Below are 19,920 nucleotides of genomic sequence, written 5' to 3' on the forward strand. Positions count from 1 at the left end.
GCGGCGAGCCAATCCTATGGTAGAGTGGCGCACTTTTTCGAGGGGATTGTCACTGTGTGGGAACTGGTCAAATCCGGTGGCTGGATGATGCTGCCGATCATTCTGAGCTCTGTTGCCGCGCTGGGCATTATTGTCGAGCGTCTTTGGACATTACGCGCCAGCCGCGTGACGCCGCCTCATCTCTTGGGGCAAGTTTGGGTCTGGATCAAAGACAAGCAGCTGGACAAAGAGAAACTCAAACAACTGCGTGCTGATTCGCCGCTGGGTGAAATCCTTGCGGCGGGTCTGGCCAATTCCCGTCACGGTCGCGAGATCATGAAAGAGTGCATTGAGGAGGCGGCTGCCCGGGTGATTCACGAACTGGAGCGCTACCTCAACGCGCTGGGCACGATCGCCGCCATGGCCCCGTTGCTGGGCCTGCTGGGCACCGTACTGGGCATGATCGATATTTTCAGCTCATTCATGGGCTCGGGCATGAGCACCAATGCTGCAATCCTGGCAGGCGGTATCTCCAAAGCGTTGATCACCACGGCAGCGGGCCTGATGGTGGGTATCCCGGCGGTGTTCTTCCATCGTTTCCTGCAGCGCCGCGTCGACGAGCTGGTGGTCGGCATGGAGCAGGAAGCCATCAAACTGGTTGAAGTCGTTCAAGGCGACCGCGAAGTCGACATGGCCGGGAGCACAGCGTGAAATTTCGCCGCAAGCCACGAGAAACGGTGGATATCAACCTCGCTTCGCTGATCGACGTGGTGTTTATCCTGCTGCTGTTTTTCGTCGTGACCACCACCTTCACCCGTGAAACCCAACTGCGGGTTGACCTGCCTGAAGCGGTGAGTGGCTCCCCGAGCGAAGATCAAACCGTTAAACAGCTGGATATCGCCATCAGCGCGGACGGCGTGTTTTCGGTGAATAACCAGTTATTGCCGAAAAATGATCTGGCCAGCCTGATGGAAGCCCTGCAGAAAGAATCCGGCGGGGACACGTCATTGCCTTTGTCGATCAGTGCGGATGGCAAAACCCAGCACCAGGCCGTGGTAACCGCCATGGATGCAGCGGGCAAACTGGGGTTCAGCCATTTGCGCATGACCACGGTCGAGGCGCAGGTGAATCCCTGATGGCCATGTCCGATCGTTTGTTGCGGGCCTGGTACACCGGGCACCCCTTGCTGACACTATTAAGACCGCTCGAATGCCTCTACCGGCGTGTGGTGAACGGCAAACGTGCGCGTTTTATGGCCGGGCAGGGCGACATTTATCGAGCCCCGGTGCCTGTCGTAGTCGTGGGCAATATCACCGTGGGAGGCACAGGCAAAACGCCTTTGATCCTGTGGCTGATCGCGCATTGCCAACGTAAAGGGCTGCGGGTCGGGGTGGTCAGCCGGGGATACGGCGCCAGACCGGGGCAGTTCCCTTGGCGGGTCACGGCGGATCAACCGGCCGCAGAGGCGGGGGATGAGCCGTTGTTGATTGTGCAGCGCACGGGCGTGCCGTTAATGATCGACCCGGATCGCAGCCGTGCGGTGAAAACGCTGTTGGCCACTGAGCCGCTGGACGTGATCCTGTCTGATGACGGTCTGCAACATTACCGGCTGGCCCGCGATCTGGAACTGGTGTTGATCGATAACGCGCGCGGCCTGGGTAACGGCCGCTGCCTGCCAGCCGGCCCGCTGCGTGAACCGGCTGAACGCCTCAGCAGTGTCGATGCGGTGCTGTACAACGGCGCCCAAACAGACCCTGCCCTAGGTTTTGCCTTTCAGTTGCAGCCGACAGCGCTCATCAACGTGCGCACGGGTGAGCGTCAGGCACTGGATTATTTTCCTCCTGAGCAAGCACTGCACGCGGTGGCCGGTATCGGTAACCCGCAGCGTTTTTTCAAAACCCTTGAAACGCTACACTGGCGGCCAATTGCCCACGCGTTTGCCGACCATGCGCCCTACAGTGCTGAAGTTCTGAATTTCAAGCCGGACCTGCCGCTGGTCATGACGGAGAAGGATGCGGTGAAATGCCGCGACTTTGCCGCGCCGAACTGGTGGTATCTGGCGGTAGACGCTGTACCTTCAGAAGCCTTCGCGCTCTGGTTGGATCAACAGTTATTGCGTCTTTTGCCTGATCGTTTTTTGCCCTAACTCATCTTTATTCAGGGAAACCTTATGGACACCAAATTGCTCGACATCCTTGCCTGCCCGGTTTGCAAAGGCCCGCTCAAGCTCAGCGCCGACAAAACGGAGCTGATCAGCAAGGGCGCCGGTCTTGCGTACCCGATCCGTGATGGCATTCCGGTCATGCTGGAAACCGAAGCCCGCACCCTCACCGATGATGAGCGTCTGGATAAATGATTCCGGTTTTTACGGTCGTCATCCCCTCGCGTTTTGCTTCGACGCGTTTGCCCGGCAAGCCGTTGCAAATGATTGCGGGCAAACCCATGGTCCAGCATGTTTGGGAACAGGCGTGCAAAAGCAGTGCGCAGCGTGTTGTGGTCGCCACCGATGACGCGCGCATCGTCGAAGCCTGCAAGGCGTTTGGCGCCGAGGTGCTGTTGACCCGGGCCGACCATGAGTCAGGCACCGATCGTCTGGCCGAAGTGGCCACGCAATTGGGCCTGGCCAGTGATGCGATCGTAGTCAACGTTCAGGGTGATGAGCCGCTGATCCCGCCGCAAGTGATTGACCAGGTGGCTGTCAACCTCGCGGCCCATGGTGAAGCCAGCATGGCCACCCTGGCCGAGCCGATTGAAGACGTCGCGACCTTGTTCAACCCGAACGTGGTCAAAGTGGTCAGCGATGTCAACGGGCTGGCCCTGACGTTTAGCCGTGCCACATTGCCGTGGGCGCGTGACGATTTTGCCCTGAGCACCGACCGTTTGCCTGAGGGCGTGCCTTACCGCCGACACATCGGGATCTACGCCTACCGGGCGGGCTTCCTGCATGACTTCGTCAGTTGGGGGCCGTGCTGGCTTGAAAACACCGAGCGCCTGGAGCAACTGCGGGCGTTGTGGCATGGCGTGCGGATTCATGTGGCCGATGTGCTGCAAGCCCCCCCTGCGGGAGTCGACACCCCCGAAGACCTTGAGCGCGTTCGGCGTTTGTTGGAGGCGTGATGCGCATCCTGTTTGTATGCCTGGGCAATATTTGCCGTTCGCCGACGGCCGAAGGTGTGCTGCGCCACAGACTTCAGCAGGCGGGTCTGGAAGGGCAGGTTGAAGTGGCGTCGGCCGGGACTGGCGGCTGGCATGCTGGCGAGCCGCCAGACAAGCGCACGCAACGGGCCGCTCTGCGGCGGGGCTATGACCTGTCGCAGCAACGAGCACAACAGGTTCGTGCGCAGGATTTCGAGCGCTATGACCTGATTCTGGCGATGGATAACAGCAACCTGCGGGACCTCAAGGCCCTACAGCCTGCCAAGGGCAAGGCTGAGCTGGATCTGTTCCTGCGTCGGTATAAGGGCGTGAAACATGAAGTTCCCGACCCTTATTACGACGGTGAACAAGGGTTTGAAGAAGTGCTGGACTTGATAGAGGCGGCCTGTGATGGGCTGGTGATCGAATTGAAGGGACGTGTATGAGTTTGCAGTTGCAGGTTGATGCGTCGCTCAAACCGTTCAACAGCTTCGGTGTCGATGTGCGTGCGCGGCTGTTTGCCGAGGCGCACAACGATGACGAGGTGCGTGAAGCGTTGCAGTATTGCGCCGAGCGCGAATTGCCGTTGCTGGTCATTGGCGGTGGCAGCAACGTGCTGCTGACTCAGGATGTTCAGGCGCTGGTCTTGCGCATGGCCACGCGCGGCATTCGGGTGATCGAGGACAGCGGGCAGCGTGTGGTGGTGGAGGCCGAGGCGGGCGAGGTATGGCATGCCTTTGTCTTGTGGACCCTGGCCCAGGGGTTCGCCGGGCTTGAGAATCTGAGCCTGATCCCCGGTACGGTCGGCGCTGCACCGATGCAGAACATTGGCGCCTACGGGGTGGAGATCAAGGATGTGTTTGCCGGGCTGACGGCGCTGGATCGTCAAACAGGCCAACTGCGTGATTTCACGCTTGAGGAATGCAACTTTGGTTACCGCGACAGCGTGTTCAAGCAGCATCCGGGGCGCTGGTTGATTTTACGGGTCCGTTTTGCCCTGAGCCGCGCTGCCCGTTTGCACTTGGAGTACGGCCCGGTACGTCAGCGACTGAGCGAGCAAGGCATCCATCAGCCGACGGCCACGGATGTCAGTCGCGCCATCAGCAGCATCCGCAGCGAAAAACTGCCTGATCCTGCGGTGCTTGGCAATGCCGGGAGTTTCTTCAAAAACCCTGTGGTGTCCTCAGCAATGGCGGCTGAGCTGAAATTGACCCACCCCAACCTCGTCGGCTATCCGCAAGCCGATGGCCAGGTCAAGCTGGCGGCCGGGTGGTTGATCGAGACGGCTGGCTGGAAAGGCTTCCGGGAAGACGATGCAGGCGTCCATCGCTTGCAGTCGCTGGTGTTGGTCAACTATGGCGCGGCAACTGGTTTGCAATTGTTATCGCTGGCGCAGCGCATTCAGGAAGACATCGCCCGGCGGTTCAATGTGAAGCTTGAGATGGAACCCAATCTGTATTGATGAGCGCCTTCGCGGTGTCATTGGCAGTGCCCTGAGGACATTCAATGAAACATAAGCCTGCATGGGCCCTGGCGTTGACTCTGGTGGCGCTGTCGGGGTGCACCACTGCACCTCCGCGGGATCAGGGCAACCTGTGCAACATCTACCGGCAATACCCGCGCTGGTATGAAGATTCCCTTGCTATGCAGAGTCAATGGGGCACACCGCCCCAGGTGGCGATGGCAATCATGAAGCAGGAGAGCAGTTTCGTGGCCGACGCGCTGCCACCGCGTGCTTATCTGTTGTGGGTCATCCCCTGGGGGCGTGTGAGTCCTTCCTACGGATATGCTCAGGCTCAGCCTCCCGCCTGGAGTGACTTTGAAAGAAGCACCGGCAAAAGTGGGTCGCGGGACAACTTTGCGGACGCCATCCGCTTTATCGGCTGGTATACGGCGGGCACGCAACAGCAGTTGGGGATTTCCAAGTGGGATGCTTATAACCAGTATTTGGCCTATCACGAAGGTCGAGGGGGCTACAGTCGCGGGACTTACCGCGCCAAGCCCTGGCTGATGCAGGTCGCGCGCAAGGTTGAGCAGCAGTCCAGAACCTACGGTGCGCAGCTTAACCAGTGCCGCGGCGAGTTAGAGAGCAAGCGTCGTTCATTCTGGTTCTTCTAAGCTTTGACGGACATTAAAAAGCCCCGCCTGATTGCTCAGGCGGGGCTTTTTAACAGCGGCTGGAATCAGGCGAGGGGTTTAGGCTCGTGTTCTTCTTCCAGGGCTTTAGGGTTTTGCTCGACCAGGTCTTCGACGGAACGCAGGTTTTCGTCGACGGTTGGCGTCGTGTGCTCTGCAACGGCCTCGGTAGCTTGCGCTTGAGCAGCGGCTGCGGCAGCAGCGGCTTCACGCTTGCGGCGACGCACTTCACGTGGGTCGTTAGGGGCGCGACCGTTGCTGGTCAGGGCGCTTGCCACAGGCGCTGCAACGACAGCCACTTCAACCACCTCAGCCTTCACAATCACTTCAACCGGTTCTGGTTGGGCGATCACTTCAGGTTCAGCAGGCTGCGGCGCAGCGGGTGCTTCTTCAATCATCGCAGGCTCGGCAACGGGTTCGCGCAGGGTGCGCGCTTCCTTGACGGGCTCAGGACGCTTTTCAAAAGCAGGCTTTTCAACGACTGGCGCTTGTACAACCGGCGTCTCTGCCGCTGGGGCCTCTGCAACAGGCTCTGCTGTCAGTTCGACGGGCGCTTCAATCACAGGCGCAGGCTCGGAAGCGGCCTTGATCTGAGGCTGAGTCTCTGGGGCCGGAGCCACTTCAACTTCAGGCGCTTTAACCGCTTCGACCGGTGTGGTGGCTTCAATCACGGGAGTTTCAACGACTGGCGCTTGCACAACCGGTGTTTCAACAACAGGCGTTTCAACAACCGGTGCCGAAGCAGCGGGCGTTTCAACAATCGCCACGGCTTTGGTTTGCTCAGCAACTACGGTTTCAGCCGGAGCCGATTCCTGGGTTGCAGCGGTCGCCCGTTCGGCTTGCTGATTGGCCTGGGCTTCAGCCGGGGCGCTGATTACAGTGCTGGCAACGGCTTCTGTCACGGCCAGACCGGCCGCCAGTTCAGCTGTGGTGGCTGGCGCGTTTTCAGCTTTGGCTTCTTCGCTGCCTTCTTCCGAGCCTTCGATCACATTGCCGTTGGCATCACGTTGGCGCTCGCGACGATTGCTGCGACGACGCTGACCGCGTGAGCGGCGACGTGGGCGATCGCCCTCGGCGTTGTCCTGGGCATCATCCTGGATTTGTTCGGCGTTGCTCAGAGCTGCTTCGTCTTCGACAGCAGGCGCGGCTTGCTCTGTGCGAGGGGCGCGTTCTTCACGTGGCGGGCGAGGTTGACGCTCTTCACGGGGTGGGCGGGCCGGACGTTCTTGCTCAGGGGTGATGGCCGGAGCGGCATCCAGAGGTTCGCGCAATTCACGCACGCGCTCTTCACGTTCGCCACGCGGCTTGCGGTCTTCACGCGGTGCGCGTGGAGCGCGCTCTTCACGGGGTGGACGAGGTTGACGCTCTTCACGTGCTACAACCGGTGTCTCTTCACGAGGTTCACGGGCTTCACGCGGCTCACGCGGGGCGCGCTCTTCACGAGGTGCACGCTCTTCGCGAGGCTTGCGCTCTTCGTCGCGGCGACCGTTGCGATTGCGGCTTTGCTGGCGGCCGTTGCGACGCTCTTCGTTACGCTGCGGACGTTCAGTGGCCGGTTTTTCAACCACGGTCGGGGCCGGTGCTGGCTCTTCCTTGGAGGCAAACAGGCTGACCAGTGACTTCACCAGGCCTTTGAACAGGCTTGGCTCAGCGATGGTTGGCGCGGGAGCCGGTGCAGCGGCAGCGGCAGCTTCGGTCGGGACCGGCGCCGAGGTGCGGGCCGGGGCTGTCTTGACGGCAGCTTCCTGACGAACCAGGGTGCGGGTGGCAGCAGCCGGCTGAACTTCTTCCACTTCAGCGGCAGCCGCGGCGATTTCATAGCTGGACTGATTGGTGTGGGCTTCCGGGCTGTCATCACGCAGGCGCTGCACTTCGAAGTGAGGCGTTTCGAGGTGGTCGTTCGGCAGAATGACGATGCGTGCACGAGTCCGCAGTTCGATCTTGGTGATCGAGTTGCGTTTTTCGTTAAGCAGGAACGCAGCAACCGGGATTGGTACCTGGGCGCGAACTTCGGCAGTACGGTCTTTCAGGGCTTCTTCTTCGATCAGGCGCAGGATGGCCAGCGACAGGGACTCGACGTCGCGGATGATGCCGGTGCCGTTGCAGCGCGGGCATACGATGCCGCTGCTTTCGCCCAGAGAAGGACGCAGACGCTGACGGGACATTTCCAGCAAGCCGAAGCGCGAGATGCGGCCGACCTGTACGCGGGCACGGTCTGCTTCCAGGCATTCGCGGACTTTCTCTTCCACGGCGCGCTGGTTTTTGGCAGGGGTCATGTCGATGAAGTCGATGACGATCAGGCCGCCGATGTCGCGCAGGCGCAACTGGCGAGCGATTTCTTCAGCCGCTTCAAGGTTGGTTTGCAGGGCGGTTTCTTCGATATCGCTGCCTTTGGTGGCGCGCGCCGAGTTGATGTCGATGGACACCAGGGCTTCGGTAGGGTCGATAACGATGGAGCCGCCGGAAGGCAGTTCAACGACGCGCTGGAAAGCGGTCTCGATCTGGCTTTCGATCTGGAAACGATTGAACAGCGGAACGCTGTCTTCGTAGAGTTTGATTTTGCTGGCGTACTGCGGCATCACCTGGCGAATGAATGTCAGGGCTTCGTCCTGGGCTTCAACGCTGTCGATCAGAACTTCACCGATGTCCTGGCGCAGGTAATCGCGGATGGCACGGATGATGACGTTGCTTTCCTGGTAGATCAGGAACGGGGCAGCGCGGTCCAGCGAGGCTTCTTTGATGGCGGTCCACAGTTGCAGCAGGTAGTCGAGGTCCCACTGCATTTCTTCGCTGCTGCGGCCCAGGCCGGCAGTGCGCACGATCAGGCCCATGTCGGCAGGGGCGATCAGGCCGTTCAGCGCTTCACGCAGTTCGTTGCGCTCTTCGCCTTCAATGCGGCGCGAGATGCCGCCAGCGCGCGGGTTGTTCGGCATCAGAACCAGATAACGACCGGCCAGGCTGATGAACGTGGTCAGGGCTGCGCCCTTGTTGCCACGCTCTTCTTTCTCGACCTGAACGATGACTTCCTGGCCTTCGCTCAGGACGTCCTTGATATTGACGCGGCCTTCTGGGGCTTTCTTGAAGTATTCGCGGGAGATTTCTTTGAGGGGCAGGAAGCCGTGGCGCTCAGAGCCGAAATCGACAAAGGCAGCCTCAAGGCTGGGTTCGATGCGAGTAATACGGCCTTTGTAGATGTTGGCTTTCTTTTGCTCGCGCGCACCTGACTCGATGTCCAGGTCATAGAGGCGTTGGCCATCTACCAGTGCTACGCGCAACTCTTCAGGTTGAGTTGCGTTAATCAGCATTCTTTTCATGTTGTACCGTCGGTTTCCGGGCTGCCGGAAACGGCGTTCGGCACACACGACTTCTCATGGTCGGTGTCAGGTGCGTCAGGAGTAGTTGGCCACTCCAGTGTCCAGCGATGTTCAACCCGGAGGCCGAAGTCGCGACTAACGCGTCCTGCTTGCTGTGGTGCTAATGCACCGCCTTAAGCAAAAGTCTGGTCAGGAGGAGGAATCAACCGGCGGCTGTGGACGAGATGAAGCGTCTTGATAAAGCCTATTGCTACACAGTCCGGCGGTTGTGCATCTCCACCCTACACGTATCCCTGATAATTCGGGTGCTGCCGCGCGCAGAATCCGCAGCGGGTTGGCATTTACCGTGAACTCCAAAAGGGGAGGCCACGCATCATGGCTAATAAAGGCGAAGTTTCCGAAACATTCGCTCGGCATCCCCGGGGCTGACTGCACTTTGTGAACTGGCCGTGAATATCGGCGTAAAAGGCGAGTTTGCACTCTGCTTTCCAGGCTCGCTTCAGGCCTCATGTCACCTGCGCTTGTTACAACTCCAGGCATTCCGTTGCAGCAAAAGTCCCGTAGGACGGCCTCGCGTCCTCGTGAAGAGCGTTGGTCAGGGCCGGCGATACACCGTTAATCCGCTGTCCGGGCCGCTTTTGGCGGCGTTCGCGACTATAGCAGCAATGATTAAGTGCTTCAATTCCATAAAAAATTGTTATCATCCGCGCCATGACGACGACTACCCCCCCGACCCCCAGCGTCCAGCTGCTTGAGGTCTCGCCGGAATATGCCGGCCAACGCATTGATAACTTTCTTCTTGCTCGCCTCAAAGGTGTTCCCAAGACCTTGATTTACCGCATTTTGCGTAAAGGCGAAGTGCGCGTGAACAAGGGCCGGATCAAGCCTGAGTACAAGCTTCAGGCGGGCGATATCGTGCGCGTGCCCCCTGTGCGAGTCCCGGAGCGCGATGAGCCTGTGCCGCTGGCGCAAGGGCTGTTGCAGCGGCTTGAAGCGGCGATTGTCTACGAAGACAAGGCCTTGATTGTGCTGAACAAGCCTGCGGGCATTGCGGTGCATGGGGGCAGCGGTCTTAATTTCGGCGTTATTGAAGCCTTTCGTCAGTTGCGCCCCGATGTCAAAGAGTTGGAGCTGGTGCATCGTCTCGACCGTGATACCTCGGGTCTGCTGATGATCGCCAAAAAACGCAGCATGTTGCGTCACTTGCATGAAGCGTTGCGTGGCGACGGTATCGACAAGCGCTACATGGCACTGGTGCGCGGTCATTGGGCGTCTTCCATCAAGCAGGTGCGTGCGCCGCTGATGAAAAGCAACTTGCGTTCCGGCGAGCGCATGGTTGAAGTCAATGAAGAGGGTAAGGAATCAGTCACGGTGTTTAAGGTGCTGCGTCGCTTCGGCGACTTTGCCACCCTGATTGAGGCCAAGCCCATTACCGGTCGTACCCACCAGATCCGCGTGCACACGTTGCATGCCGGGCACTGCATTGCGGGCGATACCAAGTACGGCGAAGAAGGTTTCTCGAAAGAAATTCGCGATCTGGGTGGCAAGCGTTTGTTCTTGCACGCCTACATGCTGACGGTGCCGATGCCGGATGGGGGCGAAATGAAATTTCAGGCGCCGGTCGACGACATGTGGGCCAAGACCGTGGAGCGACTGAGTGTCGTCTGAGTACAAGCTGCTGATTTTTGATTGGGATGGCACGCTGGCGGATTCCATCGGCCGTATCGTGACCTCGATGCAAGAGGCTGCGCAGCGCGCGGGGCGTGCCGAGCGTGATGATGAAGCGATCAAGGGCATTATCGGGCTGGGGTTGCCTGAGGCAATTCTGACGCTTTATCCCGATATGGCGCCAGAGCAGGTGATTGCCTTCCGTCAGCACTATGCGAATACCTATATTGCCCTGGATGCCGAGCCTTCCCCTTTGTTTGCCGGTGTGGCCGAGTCGCTTGAGGCTTTTCGTGCGCAGGGCTATCGTCTGGCTGTTGCAACAGGTAAGGCTCGACGGGGGCTGGATCGCGTGCTCAAGGCTCACGGCTGGGAGCGTTTTTTCGACGTGACCCGCGCCGCCGATGAAACCGCCAGTAAGCCAGATCCCTTGATGCTCAATCAGATTCTCGCGCACTGCGACATGCGGTCGGAGCAGGCGCTGATGGTGGGTGATGCCTCCTTTGATCTGCTAATGGCGCGCAATGCCGGTATTGATTCGGTTGCTGTGAGTTACGGGGCTCAGTCGATTGAGCGTTTGCGCGACTTTGACCCGGTGCTGGAGGTTGATCATTTTCCCGAGTTGCGTGGCTGGTTGGAGGCGCGCGCTCATTCACGTCTTTGCTGAGGTAACGCATGGTTGATCAATGGAAGGCGCCTGTCGAGGCTGAGCCCGCGGCAGGCGATGACAAGAGCTGGAAGCTGCTGGAAAAAACCTTGCTGGCCGGTATTCAGGAGCAGCGCCGAGCGCGGCGCTGGGGGATTTTCTTCAAGCTGCTCTCATTCTTGTTGCTGGTGGCTGTGCTGTTGACCTTCACGCCGTTGATGGAGATGGAGCGCAATGTCGCTTCGGGTACGCACTACAGTGCATTGATCGATGTGCGGGGTGTGATCGCCGACAAAGAGCAGGCCAGCGCCGACAATCTGGTGACCAGCCTGCAAGCGGCGTTTGACGATCCGAAGGTTAAAGGCGTGGTGCTGCGCATCAATAGCCCGGGCGGCAGTCCCGTGCAGTCGGGTTACGTGTACGACGAAATACGCCGTCTGCGCGGGTTGCACCCCGAGACCAAGGTGTATGCGGTGATCTCCGATCTGGGCGCTTCAGGTGCTTATTACATTGCCAGTGCGGCCGATGAGATTTATGCCGACAAGGCCAGTCTGGTGGGTTCGATTGGTGTCACGGCGGCCGGTTTTGGATTTGTTGGCGCCATGGAGAAGCTCGGCGTGCAGCGTCGCGCTTACACTTCGGGCGAGCACAAGGCGTTTCTGGATCCGTTTGAGCCCGAAAAGCCGGATGAAACCAAGTTCTGGCAGGGCGTACTCAATATTACCCATGAGCAGTTTATTGCCAGCGTCAAACAAGGGCGCGGCGATCGCCTGAAGGATAAAGAGCATCCCGAGCTGTTTTCGGGGCTGGTCTGGACGGGACAGCAGGCACTGCCTTTGGGGTTGATCGATGGGCTGGGTAATGCCAGTTCTGTTGCGCGTGATGTGATCGGTGAGAAAGAGCTGGTCGACTTCACGGTGCAAGAATCGGCGTTCGATCGCTTCTCTAAAAAACTGGGTGCCAGCGTGGCGGAGCATATCGCCCTGTGGATGGGGTTTCAGGGCCCGACCCTTCGCTAAGAGGGAATGTCGCTTGAAGAGCCGACCTGAGAAGGTCGGCTTTTTTGTGTCCGGGCCAGGCGTCAGGGGATGCTGATGCCTTCATTAATAAGCATGGTCACAAGGCTGATAAGCGGCAGCCCGACCAGGCTAGTGGCGTCATCGCCCTCGGTGCGCTCAAACAGGCTGACCCCGAGGCCTTCTGCTTTGAAGCTGCCAGCGCAGTCGTAGGGTTGCTCGGCATGCAGGTAGCGTTCGATCTGCTGCGTGGTGAGCGGGCGCATGTGCACGGTAAAAGGTACGCAGTCGGTCTGGTACTTGCCGGTCTGGCTGTTGAGCAGCGTCAGGCCGGTCAGGAAGCTGACGCTGGCGCCGCTGGCGTCCAGCAGTTGCTGTCGCGCGTTGTCAAAGGTGTGAGGCTTGCCAAGGATCTTTGCGTCAAGGACGGCTACTTGGTCGGAGCCGATGATCAGGTGCTGTGGGTGGCTGCTAGCCAGGGCTTGCGCCTTTTGCAGGGACAGGCGCCGGACCAGTTCCGTTGCGCTCTCGTCAGGGGAGTGGGCTTCGTCAATATCGGGTGAGCTGCACGTGAAAGGAAGGCGCAGGCGGTCGAGCAATTGGCGGCGATAAACCGAGCTTGAGGCGAGTAATAAAGGCAGCATGCGCGTCTCCTGAAGATGAGCGGCGATTCTAGCGGGCGTACGGGATGTCGCACAGGCACAATTTCCTTTGACAGGTGAGGGGGTCGTCCCTAGAATGCTGCGCCTATGTTGAATGACCCGATTCCACCTCACGTTGACCCGCGCAAATTGGCTGATCGTGGCACTACCCTTCAAGGTGAAGTGCTGCTGGCCGATTTGGAGAGACTCTGCGACCCGCTTTCCGACGATGTCGGTACGGTGCAGGCTAAATTTGTTTTTGAGCGCGACGAGCGAAGATCTGTGGTAATACACAGCTCCATCGACGTCGAGGTCAAGATGGTTTGCCAGCGTTGTCTTGAGCTGGTCACCCTGCCGATCCACAGCGAATGCAGTTATGCCGTGGTGAAAGAGGGTGCGAATACCCAGTCGTTACCGAAAGGTTATGACGTGCTGGAACTGGGCGAAGATCCATTGGATCTGCATGCACTGATCGAGGAGGAGCTTTTGCTCGCCTTGCCCATTGTGCCTGCTCATCATCCGGAAGAATGCCAGCAGCCGGCGGGTCTCGATGAGCCCGATCCAGGCGAGGACGAGGTAACGCGGTCCAACCCGTTCAGTGTATTGGCGCAGTTAAAGCGTGACCCAAACGTTTAGGAGTTAATCAATTATGGCTGTTCAGCAGAACAAAAAATCCCGCTCTGCCCGTGACATGCGTCGTTCGCACGATGCTCTTTCGGCTAGCACGCTGTCTGTAGAAAAAACCACCGGTGAAATTCACCTGCGTCACCACGTATCGCCAGAAGGCGTATACCGTGGTCGTAAAGTGATCGACAAGGGCGCTGACGAGTAATCACTTGTCCGTTCAGGTCATCGCGATCGACGCAATGGGCGGGGACTTCGGTCCCCGCAGCATTGTTCAGGCATGTATCGCTTGCCTATCTGCTACGCCCTCGCTTCACCTGACCCTCGTAGGTCAACCCTCCGTACTTGAAGATTTGATCGCCAGTCATTCGGCTGTGGATCGCTCGCGCCTGACCATTACTCCTGCCTCCGAAGTCATTGCCATGAGTGAACGGCCGTCCCATGCCTTGCGTGGTAAGCCGGATTCTTCCATGCGTGTGGCGCTGGAATTGTTGCGTGACGGCAAAGTGCAGGCGTGTGTGAGTTCCGGCAATACGGGTGCATTGATGGCCCTGTCGCGGTTTGTCCTTAAAACCCTGCCGGGTATTGATCGTCCGGCAATGGTTGCGGCGGTGCCGACGCAGGCAGGCTATTGTCAGTTGCTGGATCTCGGGGCCAATGTCGACTGCACTGCGCAGCAGTTGTTTCAGTTTGCCGTGATGGGGTCGGTGGCTGCGCAGGCGCTGGGTACACAACGCCCGCGCGTGGCGCTGCTCAATATTGGTACGGAAGACATCAAGGGCAATCAGCAGGTCAAGGAGGCCGCCAGTCTGCTTCAGGCTGCGCCGGGTTTGAATTACGTCGGTTTTGTCGAGGGTGACGGGCTGTATCGGGGTGAAGCGGACGTCGTCGTGTGCGACGGATTTGTCGGCAATATCCTGCTCAAGTCCAGCGAAGGTCTGGCCACCATGATTGGTGGCCGCATTGAAGCCTTGTTCAAGCGCACGCTTTTGGGTCGTTTTGTCGGTGTGCTGGCCTTGCCTTTGTTGCGCCGCCTGCAGGCTGATCTGGCGCCTGCCCGGCACAACGGGGCGAGTTTTCTAGGGTTGCAGGGCATTGTGATCAAGAGTCACGGTTCGGCAGGTGCTCAGGGCTTTCAAAGTGCGATAGAGCGCGCATTGATTGAAATCCATGAAGACCTGCCAAAGCGTTTACATGGGCGTCTTGAAGGGTTGTTACCGTAGGCGTTTTGCCGGCCGAGTGCTTAAATGTGACCGCTCGGTCCAAATAGCCATCCAACTGTCAGTTTCTTGCGTCCGCAATGGCGGAACGTCAATTCACCGACGACCAGATTATTAGGGGCTTGTTACATGTCTACATCCCTCGCATTCGTCTTTCCAGGGCAGGGTTCGCAGTCCCTCGGCATGTTGGCCGAGCTGGGCGCGGCACATCCGCTGGTCCTGGAAACATTTAAAGAAGCGTCTGACGCTCTGGGTTACGACCTGTGGGCGTTGACCCAGGAAGGCCCTGCCGAGAAGCTCAATCAAACTGATATCACCCAGCCTGCGATTCTGACGGCCTCGATTGCCTTGTGGCGCTTGTGGTTGGCCGAAGGTGGCAAGCGTCCTGATTATGTTGCGGGCCATAGCTTGGGCGAATACAGCGCACTGGTTGCCGCTGAATGCCTGACCCTGGCTGAAGCGGTCAAGCTGGTAGAGCGTCGTGGCCGTCTGATGCAGGAGGCCGTTCCGGCCGGTCAGGGCGCCATGGCGGCGATTCTGGGCCTTGATGATGCCGTTGTTATCCAGGCATGTGCAGAGGCTGCGCAAGGCGAAGTCGTCAGTGCAGTGAACTTCAACTCGCCGGGCCAAGTGGTGATCGCCGGTGCCAAGGCGGCGGTTGAACGTGCCATGGAGCTGTGCAAGGCGGCGGGCGCCAAGCGTGCGTTGCCATTGCCGGTCAGCGTGCCGTCGCACTGCGAACTGATGCGCCCGGCGGCAGAGCGTTTTGCCGAGTCGATTGAAGCCATTGACTGGCAAATGCCGAAGATCTCGCTGGTGCAAAACGTCAGTGCTACTGTGGCCGGTGACCTGGACACCCTCAAGCGCGATTTGCTTGAGCAGCTGTACAAGCCTGTGCGTTGGGTTGAGTCGGTTCAATGCCTGGCGGCCAATGGCCCGGTTGATCTGGTTGAATGCGGCCCGGGCAAGGTTTTGGTCGGCATCAGCAAGCGTTGTGCTGAAGGCGTCACTACCCACAATTTGAATACCCCGGATGCCTTCGCCGCTGCGCGTGCGGCACTGGACTGAATCAGGAGAATTCTGCATGAGCTTGCAAGGTAAAGTTGCACTGGTAACAGGCGCTAGCCGTGGCATTGGCCAGGCGATCGCACTGGAGTTGGGGCGTCAGGGCGCCATCGTCATCGGCACCGCGACCTCGGCCTCTGGCGCTGAGCGCATTGCCGCGACGCTGAAAGAAAACGGCGTTCAAGGCACCGGCATGGAACTCAACGTCACCAATGACGAATCGGTTGCGGCGGTGTTGGCCAGCATTCAGGAGCAATTCGGTGCGCCGGCAATTCTGGTCAATAATGCCGGTATCACCCGCGATAACCTGATGATGCGCATGAAAGACGACGAGTGGCATGACGTTGTCGATACCAACCTGAACAGTCTGTTCCGCCTGTCCAAGGGTGTTTTGCGTGGCATGACCAAGGCTCGTTGGGGTCGAATTATCAACATTGGCTCGGTTGTGGGTGCCATGGGCAACGCAGGCCAAGTAAACTATGCCGCGGCCAAAGCCGGCCTTGAAGGTTTCAGCCGTGCTCTGGCGCGTGAAGTGGGCTCGCGCTCCATCACGGTCAACTCGGTAGCGCCCGGTTTTATCGATACCGACATGACGCGCGAATTGCCTGAAGCACAGCGTGAAGCGTTGCTGACACAGATTCCACTGGGTCGTCTGGGTCAGGCTCAAGAGATCGCGAATGTGGTGTCTTTCCTGGCTTCGGACGGCGCAGCTTACGTGACTGGGGCTACAATCCCGGTCAACGGCGGGATGTACATGAGTTAAATGTGACGGATTGCTTCAAAAAAATGTCATACGAGCTGTCTAAAATCCGTTATAAAGCTGCATCTTTTTATAGGTAGCCGGTCATTGCGGGGCACGTGCAAAGCTTTCAGTTGAAAAATTGAAAAGCCTTTAGATACACTTGCCCACTGGCCAGCTGCCTGAATTTGTCCATTAGGAGTGAAAACAAGGTATGAGCACCATCGAAGAACGCGTCAAGAAAATCGTTGCCGAGCAACTGGGCGTTAAAGAAGAAGAAGTGACCAACAGCGCTTCCTTCGTTGAAGACCTGGGTGCCGACTCCCTTGACACCGTTGAGCTTGTGATGGCTCTGGAAGAGGAATTCGAGACCGAAATTCCTGACGAAGAAGCTGAGAAGATCACTACTGTACAAGCTGCTATCGATTACGTTACTGCCCACCAGGCGTAATAGTTTGTAATCGTTGCACGCTGTCATGGAAAAACCGCACTGCCGCTCAGGCGTGCGGTTTTTTCTTTAGGCGTGATGCAAAGTGTCGTCAATAGAATAAAGGAGAGTGCTGTGTCGCGTAGACGCGTCGTAGTCACCGGTATGGGGATGTTGTCGCCACTGGGTGCGGATGTTCCGAGCACCTGGCAAGGCATTCTGGCAGGCCGCAGTGGCATTGGTCTGATCGAACACACGGATCTTTCTGCCTATTCCACCCGTTTTGGCGGCTCGGTACAGGGCTTTAACGTCGAGGATTACCTCTCCGTCAAAGAAGCCCGAAAACTTGACCTGTTTATTCAATACGGTTTGGCAGCTGGTTTTCAGGCAGTGCGTAATGCCGGCCTTGAAGTCACTGACGCCAATCGTGAGCGCATCGGTGTGGCGATGGGGTCGGGTATTGGCGGTTTGACCAATATCGAAGAAACCAGCCGTACCTTGCACGAACAAGGCCCGCGACGGATTTCTCCGTTTTTTGTGCCGGGTTCGATCATCAATATGATTTCCGGGTTCCTGTCTATCCATTTGGGGACACAGGGGCCTAACTATGCCATCTCGACCGCGTGTACCACAGGTACGCACTGCATCGGCATGGCGGCGCGCAATATTGCCTACGGCGAAGCCGATGTCATGATTGCTGGCGGTGCCGAAATGGCGGCGTGCGGTCTGGGTATGGGCGGCTTTGGCGCGTCACGTGCGCTGTCGACGCGCAACGATGACCCGACACGCGCCAGTCGCCCGTGGGACAAAGGCCGTGACGGCTTTGTGCTGTCGGACGGTGCCGGTGCATTGGTGCTTGAGGAACTTGAGCACGCCAAGGCCCGCGGCGCGACCATCTATGCCGAGCTGATCGGTTTCGGGATGAGCGGCGACGCTTATCACATGACCTCGCCACCGGCAGACGGTGCAGGCGCGGCACGTTGCATCACCAATGCTTTGCGTGATGCGAAGGTGAACGTTGAGCAAGTGCAATACATCAATGCACACGGCACGTCGACGCCTGCCGGTGACCTGGCAGAAGTCTCGGCGATCAAGTCGGTGTTCGGTGACCACGCCTACCAGTTGGCAGTCAGCTCGACCAAGTCAATGACCGGTCACTTGCTCGGTGCAGCAGGCGCAGTGGAGGCAATTTTCAGCGTACTGGCCATCAACAGTCAGATCGCCCCGCCGACCATCAACCTCGACGAGCCCGATGAAGGCTGCGATCTGGATTTTGTGCCGCATACGCCGCGCGAAATGCCGATTGATGTCGTGCTCTCCAACTCCTTCGGGTTTGGTGGCACCAACGGCTCACTGGTTTTCCGCCGGTACGCCGAGTGATGCACAGTTGGGTCGACGGTCTGCCAGTTGACGGTTTGTCGTCGCTCAAGGACCGTGGGCTCGCCTACGGTGATGGGTTGTTTGAAACCATTGCCGTCAAGGCAGGGCACCCTTTGTTGCTGGAGCTGCACCTGCAGCGCCTGGCCCTGGGGTGCTCCCGGTTGGCGATCGCTGCGGATCATGTGTTGATCCGCAGTGAGTTGCTGGCTTACGCGCAGCAAATGGGCGACGGCATTCTCAAGCTCATCCTGACCCGCGGCGACAGCCAGCGCGGGTATGGCGCGTCACCCGGGGCCCAGCCTCGAAGAATTCTGCAAGCCAGTCCCTCTGCTTCCTATCCACAGGCCAATGCCCGTGACGGGGTTGTTCTGTTTGACTGTGCCACCCGCTTGTCCGAACAGCCGTTGCTGGCGGGGCTCAAGCACCTCAATCGACTGGAGCAAGTGCTGGCCCGTTCCGAATGGCAAGACCCGGCCTACGCCGAAGGGTTGATGCGCGATACCTCCGGGCGGGTCATTGAAGGGGTTTTCAGTAACCTTTTTCTGGTGCAGGACGGGAGGTTGCTGACGCCCGATTTGCAACGCAGCGGCGTGGCCGGCGTTATGCGCGCAGCGTTACTCGCGCAGGCCGCGCGCCTGGCGATCCCGTGCCATATCACCGACATCAGCCTTGAGCAGTTGCAACAGGCCGATGAACTCTTTGTCTGTAACAGCGTGTATGGCGTTTGGCCCGTACGCGCATTTGCCGACCTGAGCTGGCCGGTGGGGCCGCTCACCCGTAAACTGCAAGGCATTGCCCGCACCCTATTGGATGTTTGATTCGTGAAACGTAAATTCTTGCTGCTGCTGGAGACAGGTCTGGTGCTGGCGGGCTTGATGCTGGGCGCTGGTGCCTGGAAGCTCAACGCTGCGCTTGAGCAACCGCTGAACCTGACCCAAGAGCAACTGCTTGATGTGCCCGCTGGCGCAACCCCGACCGGGACGTTCAATCGCCTTGAGGCCGACGACACACTCAGCGACGCATTTTGGCTGCGCCTGTATTGGCGCTTCAACCTGGCGGGGCAGCCGCTGCACAGCGGCGAGTACCGGATGACGCCCGGCATGACGGCGAGTGACCTTATTGGCCTGTGGCAGCGTGGCGAAGTGGTGCAATACAGCCTGACGCTGGTCGAAGGCTGGAATTTCCGCCAGGTGCGCAGTGCGCTGGCCCGTCATGAAAAAATCGAACAGACACTCGACGGCCTGAGCGACAGCGAAGTGATGACGAAACTCGGTCATCCGGGTGAATTCCCTGAAGGGCGGTTTTTCCCCGACACCTACCGTTTTGTGCGCGGCATGAGTGACGCGCAACTCCTTGAGAAAGCCTACGACCGCCTGCACAAGGTGCTGGCCGAAGAGTGGGAGCAGCGCGACCCGGCGGTGCCTTATACCGATCCCTACCAGGCGTTGACCATGGCGTCGCTGGTCGAGAAAGAAACCGGTGTGCCTCACGAGCGTGGGCAAATAGCAGGGGTGTTTGTGCGTCGCATGAAAATCGGCATGCCTTTGCAGACCGATCCGACCGTCATTTATGGTCTGGGGGAGCGGTACAACGGTAAGTTGACCCGCGCCCACCTGCGCGAGCCGACGCCCTACAACACTTACACCATCCCCGGACTGCCGCCGACACCGATTGCCATGGTGGGGCGCGAGGCGATTCACGCAGCGTTGCACCCGGTCAGCGGCAGCAGCCTGTATTTTGTGGCCAAGGGCGATGGCAGCCATACGTTCTCAGACGATCTGGACGCGCACAACAACGCCGTTCGCGAGTTTCAGATCAAGCGCCGTGCCGACTACCGTTCAAGCCCCGCGCCCGCGTCTGACGCGACGCCGCCGGCCGAGCCTGCGGTTGAGCCGTCACCCGCTGAAACCGAGCCGAAAGGCGAGCAATGACA

The 19,920-nt window shown here is 59.1% G+C and carries 22 protein-coding genes; 20 read left to right on the top strand and 2 right to left on the bottom strand.

Features of this window, described 5'->3' with window-relative positions:
* Positions 1 to 54 precede the first annotated feature (54 nt).
* The 8 genes from IF654_RS07000 to IF654_RS07035 are packed head-to-tail and all read left to right on the top strand — an operon-like array spanning position 55 to position 5,232.
* A complete protein-coding gene (locus tag IF654_RS07000; protein WP_047280984.1) occupies positions 55 to 690 on the top strand; it encodes a MotA/TolQ/ExbB proton channel family protein in 636 nt (211 codons plus the stop codon).
* Positions 687 to 1,115, top strand: a complete 429-nt coding sequence (locus tag IF654_RS07005) for an ExbD/TolR family protein (RefSeq protein WP_083334056.1) — start codon at positions 687 to 689, stop codon at positions 1,113 to 1,115. The genes IF654_RS07000 and IF654_RS07005 overlap by 4 nt, the downstream gene beginning before the upstream one ends.
* A complete protein-coding gene (gene lpxK / locus IF654_RS07010) occupies positions 1,115 to 2,125 on the top strand; it encodes a tetraacyldisaccharide 4'-kinase (protein ID WP_047280948.1) in 1,011 nt (336 codons plus the stop codon). Before IF654_RS07005 ends, lpxK begins: the two co-directional genes overlap by 1 nt.
* 24 nt (positions 2,126 to 2,149) lie before the next feature.
* Complete coding sequence (locus IF654_RS07015; protein WP_047276262.1) at positions 2,150 to 2,335, top strand: Trm112 family protein; 186 nt, start codon at positions 2,150 to 2,152, stop codon at positions 2,333 to 2,335.
* Positions 2,332 to 3,096, top strand: coding sequence for a 3-deoxy-manno-octulosonate cytidylyltransferase (kdsB, locus tag IF654_RS07020; protein ID WP_047276260.1), 765 nt, complete (start codon positions 2,332 to 2,334; stop codon positions 3,094 to 3,096). Before IF654_RS07015 ends, kdsB begins: the two co-directional genes overlap by 4 nt.
* Entirely contained in the window at positions 3,096 to 3,560 is a 465-nt protein-coding gene (locus tag IF654_RS07025; RefSeq protein WP_047280947.1) for a low molecular weight protein-tyrosine-phosphatase, read from the top strand. Before kdsB ends, IF654_RS07025 begins: the two co-directional genes overlap by 1 nt.
* Entirely contained in the window at positions 3,557 to 4,576 is a 1,020-nt protein-coding gene (murB, locus tag IF654_RS07030) for a UDP-N-acetylmuramate dehydrogenase (protein ID WP_194862638.1), read from the top strand. The genes IF654_RS07025 and murB overlap by 4 nt, the downstream gene beginning before the upstream one ends.
* Before the next feature lie 44 nt (positions 4,577 to 4,620).
* Positions 4,621 to 5,232, top strand: a complete 612-nt coding sequence (locus tag IF654_RS07035; protein ID WP_047276253.1) for a transglycosylase SLT domain-containing protein — start codon at positions 4,621 to 4,623, stop codon at positions 5,230 to 5,232.
* A 65-nt stretch (positions 5,233 to 5,297) separates the two neighbouring features.
* Here the strand turns inward: IF654_RS07035 and rne are convergent, their stop codons facing one another.
* Positions 5,298 to 8,564 (bottom strand): ribonuclease E, encoded by a 3,267-nt coding sequence (rne, locus tag IF654_RS07040; RefSeq protein ID WP_428982815.1) that lies wholly within the window; start codon positions 8,562 to 8,564, stop codon positions 5,298 to 5,300.
* A 711-nt stretch (positions 8,565 to 9,275) separates the two neighbouring features.
* On the opposite strand from rne, the gene rluC reads away from it, so the two are divergent.
* Genes rluC through sppA form a run of 3 tightly spaced genes read left to right on the top strand, consistent with a single transcriptional unit; the run spans position 9,276 to position 11,894 of the window.
* Positions 9,276 to 10,232 (top strand): 23S rRNA pseudouridine(955/2504/2580) synthase RluC, encoded by a 957-nt coding sequence (gene rluC, locus IF654_RS07045; protein ID WP_047276249.1) that lies wholly within the window; start codon positions 9,276 to 9,278, stop codon positions 10,230 to 10,232.
* On the top strand, positions 10,222 to 10,896 hold the full coding sequence (locus tag IF654_RS07050; RefSeq protein WP_094988419.1) for an HAD-IA family hydrolase: 675 nt from the start codon (positions 10,222 to 10,224) through the stop codon (positions 10,894 to 10,896). Before rluC ends, IF654_RS07050 begins: the two co-directional genes overlap by 11 nt.
* An 8-nt stretch (positions 10,897 to 10,904) precedes the next feature.
* Positions 10,905 to 11,894, top strand: a complete 990-nt coding sequence (sppA, locus tag IF654_RS07055) for a signal peptide peptidase SppA (RefSeq protein ID WP_047276244.1) — start codon at positions 10,905 to 10,907, stop codon at positions 11,892 to 11,894.
* Positions 11,895 to 11,956: 62 nt separating this feature from the next.
* Here sppA and IF654_RS07060 read toward each other — a convergent pair whose 3' ends face one another.
* The gene (locus IF654_RS07060; protein WP_094988420.1) at positions 11,957 to 12,535 is read right to left on the bottom strand and encodes a Maf family protein; all 579 of its coding nucleotides are present in this window, start codon (positions 12,533 to 12,535) and stop codon (positions 11,957 to 11,959) included.
* A 105-nt stretch (positions 12,536 to 12,640) separates the two neighbouring features.
* On the opposite strand from IF654_RS07060, the gene IF654_RS07065 reads away from it, so the two are divergent.
* From IF654_RS07065 to mltG, 9 genes are all read left to right on the top strand, one after another.
* Positions 12,641 to 13,168, top strand: a complete 528-nt coding sequence (locus tag IF654_RS07065; protein WP_047276241.1) for a YceD family protein — start codon at positions 12,641 to 12,643, stop codon at positions 13,166 to 13,168.
* 13 nt (positions 13,169 to 13,181) lie between these two features.
* Positions 13,182 to 13,364: a 50S ribosomal protein L32 gene (gene rpmF / locus IF654_RS07070; RefSeq protein ID WP_003442519.1), complete on the top strand. Its 183-nt coding sequence runs from the start codon at positions 13,182 to 13,184 to the stop codon at positions 13,362 to 13,364.
* A gap of 4 nt (positions 13,365 to 13,368) precedes the next feature.
* Positions 13,369 to 14,379 carry a phosphate acyltransferase PlsX gene (gene plsX, locus IF654_RS07075; protein ID WP_094988421.1) on the top strand — a complete coding sequence of 337 codons (1,011 nt, stop codon included), beginning with the start codon at positions 13,369 to 13,371 and terminating at the stop codon, positions 14,377 to 14,379.
* A gap of 126 nt (positions 14,380 to 14,505) precedes the next feature.
* On the top strand, positions 14,506 to 15,444 hold the full coding sequence (gene fabD, locus IF654_RS07080; RefSeq protein WP_047280944.1) for an ACP S-malonyltransferase: 939 nt from the start codon (positions 14,506 to 14,508) through the stop codon (positions 15,442 to 15,444).
* A 16-nt stretch (positions 15,445 to 15,460) separates the two neighbouring features.
* Complete coding sequence (fabG, locus tag IF654_RS07085; protein WP_047276236.1) at positions 15,461 to 16,204, top strand: 3-oxoacyl-ACP reductase FabG; 744 nt, start codon at positions 15,461 to 15,463, stop codon at positions 16,202 to 16,204.
* A 190-nt stretch (positions 16,205 to 16,394) separates the two neighbouring features.
* Entirely contained in the window at positions 16,395 to 16,631 is a 237-nt protein-coding gene (gene acpP / locus IF654_RS07090) for an acyl carrier protein (protein ID WP_016973676.1), read from the top strand.
* 111 nt (positions 16,632 to 16,742) lie between these two features.
* Positions 16,743 to 17,987 (top strand): beta-ketoacyl-ACP synthase II, encoded by a 1,245-nt coding sequence (gene fabF / locus IF654_RS07095; protein WP_047276233.1) that lies wholly within the window; start codon positions 16,743 to 16,745, stop codon positions 17,985 to 17,987.
* Positions 17,987 to 18,805, top strand: coding sequence for an aminodeoxychorismate lyase (gene pabC / locus IF654_RS07100; protein WP_047280943.1), 819 nt, complete (start codon positions 17,987 to 17,989; stop codon positions 18,803 to 18,805). The genes fabF and pabC overlap by 1 nt, the downstream gene beginning before the upstream one ends.
* 3 nt (positions 18,806 to 18,808) lie before the next feature.
* Positions 18,809 to 19,918: an endolytic transglycosylase MltG gene (gene mltG, locus IF654_RS07105; protein ID WP_094988422.1), complete on the top strand. Its 1,110-nt coding sequence runs from the start codon at positions 18,809 to 18,811 to the stop codon at positions 19,916 to 19,918.
* The last annotated feature ends 2 nt before the right edge of the window (positions 19,919 to 19,920 follow it).

Source organism: Pseudomonas lundensis (genome assembly GCF_015377145.2).
GTDB classification, from domain to species: domain Bacteria; phylum Pseudomonadota; class Gammaproteobacteria; order Pseudomonadales; family Pseudomonadaceae; genus Aquipseudomonas; species Aquipseudomonas lundensis.

Bases quoted from the DNA above. Each gene is read 5' to 3' on its own strand.
- acpP (WP_016973676.1), top strand. From the start codon at position 16,395: ATGAGCACCATCGAAGAACGCGTCAAGAAAATCGTTGCCGAGCAACTG.
- rpmF (WP_003442519.1), top strand. From the start codon at position 13,182: ATGGCTGTTCAGCAGAACAAAAAATCCCGCTCTGCCCGTGACATGCGT.
- rluC (WP_047276249.1), top strand. From the start codon at position 9,276: ATGACGACGACTACCCCCCCGACCCCCAGCGTCCAGCTGCTTGAGGTC.
- rne (WP_428982815.1), bottom strand. From the start codon at position 8,564: ATGAAAAGAATGCTGATTAACGCAACTCAACCTGAAGAGTTGCGCGTA.
- lpxK (WP_047280948.1), top strand. From the start codon at position 1,115: ATGGCCATGTCCGATCGTTTGTTGCGGGCCTGGTACACCGGGCACCCC.
- IF654_RS07025 (WP_047280947.1), top strand. From the start codon at position 3,096: ATGCGCATCCTGTTTGTATGCCTGGGCAATATTTGCCGTTCGCCGACG.
- IF654_RS07060 (WP_094988420.1), bottom strand. From the start codon at position 12,535: ATGCTGCCTTTATTACTCGCCTCAAGCTCGGTTTATCGCCGCCAATTG.
- murB (WP_194862638.1), top strand. From the start codon at position 3,557: ATGAGTTTGCAGTTGCAGGTTGATGCGTCGCTCAAACCGTTCAACAGC.
- fabD (WP_047280944.1), top strand. From the start codon at position 14,506: ATGTCTACATCCCTCGCATTCGTCTTTCCAGGGCAGGGTTCGCAGTCC.
- IF654_RS07035 (WP_047276253.1), top strand. From the start codon at position 4,621: ATGAAACATAAGCCTGCATGGGCCCTGGCGTTGACTCTGGTGGCGCTG.
- kdsB (WP_047276260.1), top strand. From the start codon at position 2,332: ATGATTCCGGTTTTTACGGTCGTCATCCCCTCGCGTTTTGCTTCGACG.
- IF654_RS07015 (WP_047276262.1), top strand. From the start codon at position 2,150: ATGGACACCAAATTGCTCGACATCCTTGCCTGCCCGGTTTGCAAAGGC.
- fabG (WP_047276236.1), top strand. From the start codon at position 15,461: ATGAGCTTGCAAGGTAAAGTTGCACTGGTAACAGGCGCTAGCCGTGGC.
- sppA (WP_047276244.1), top strand. From the start codon at position 10,905: ATGGTTGATCAATGGAAGGCGCCTGTCGAGGCTGAGCCCGCGGCAGGC.
- IF654_RS07065 (WP_047276241.1), top strand. From the start codon at position 12,641: ATGTTGAATGACCCGATTCCACCTCACGTTGACCCGCGCAAATTGGCT.
- pabC (WP_047280943.1), top strand. From the start codon at position 17,987: ATGCACAGTTGGGTCGACGGTCTGCCAGTTGACGGTTTGTCGTCGCTC.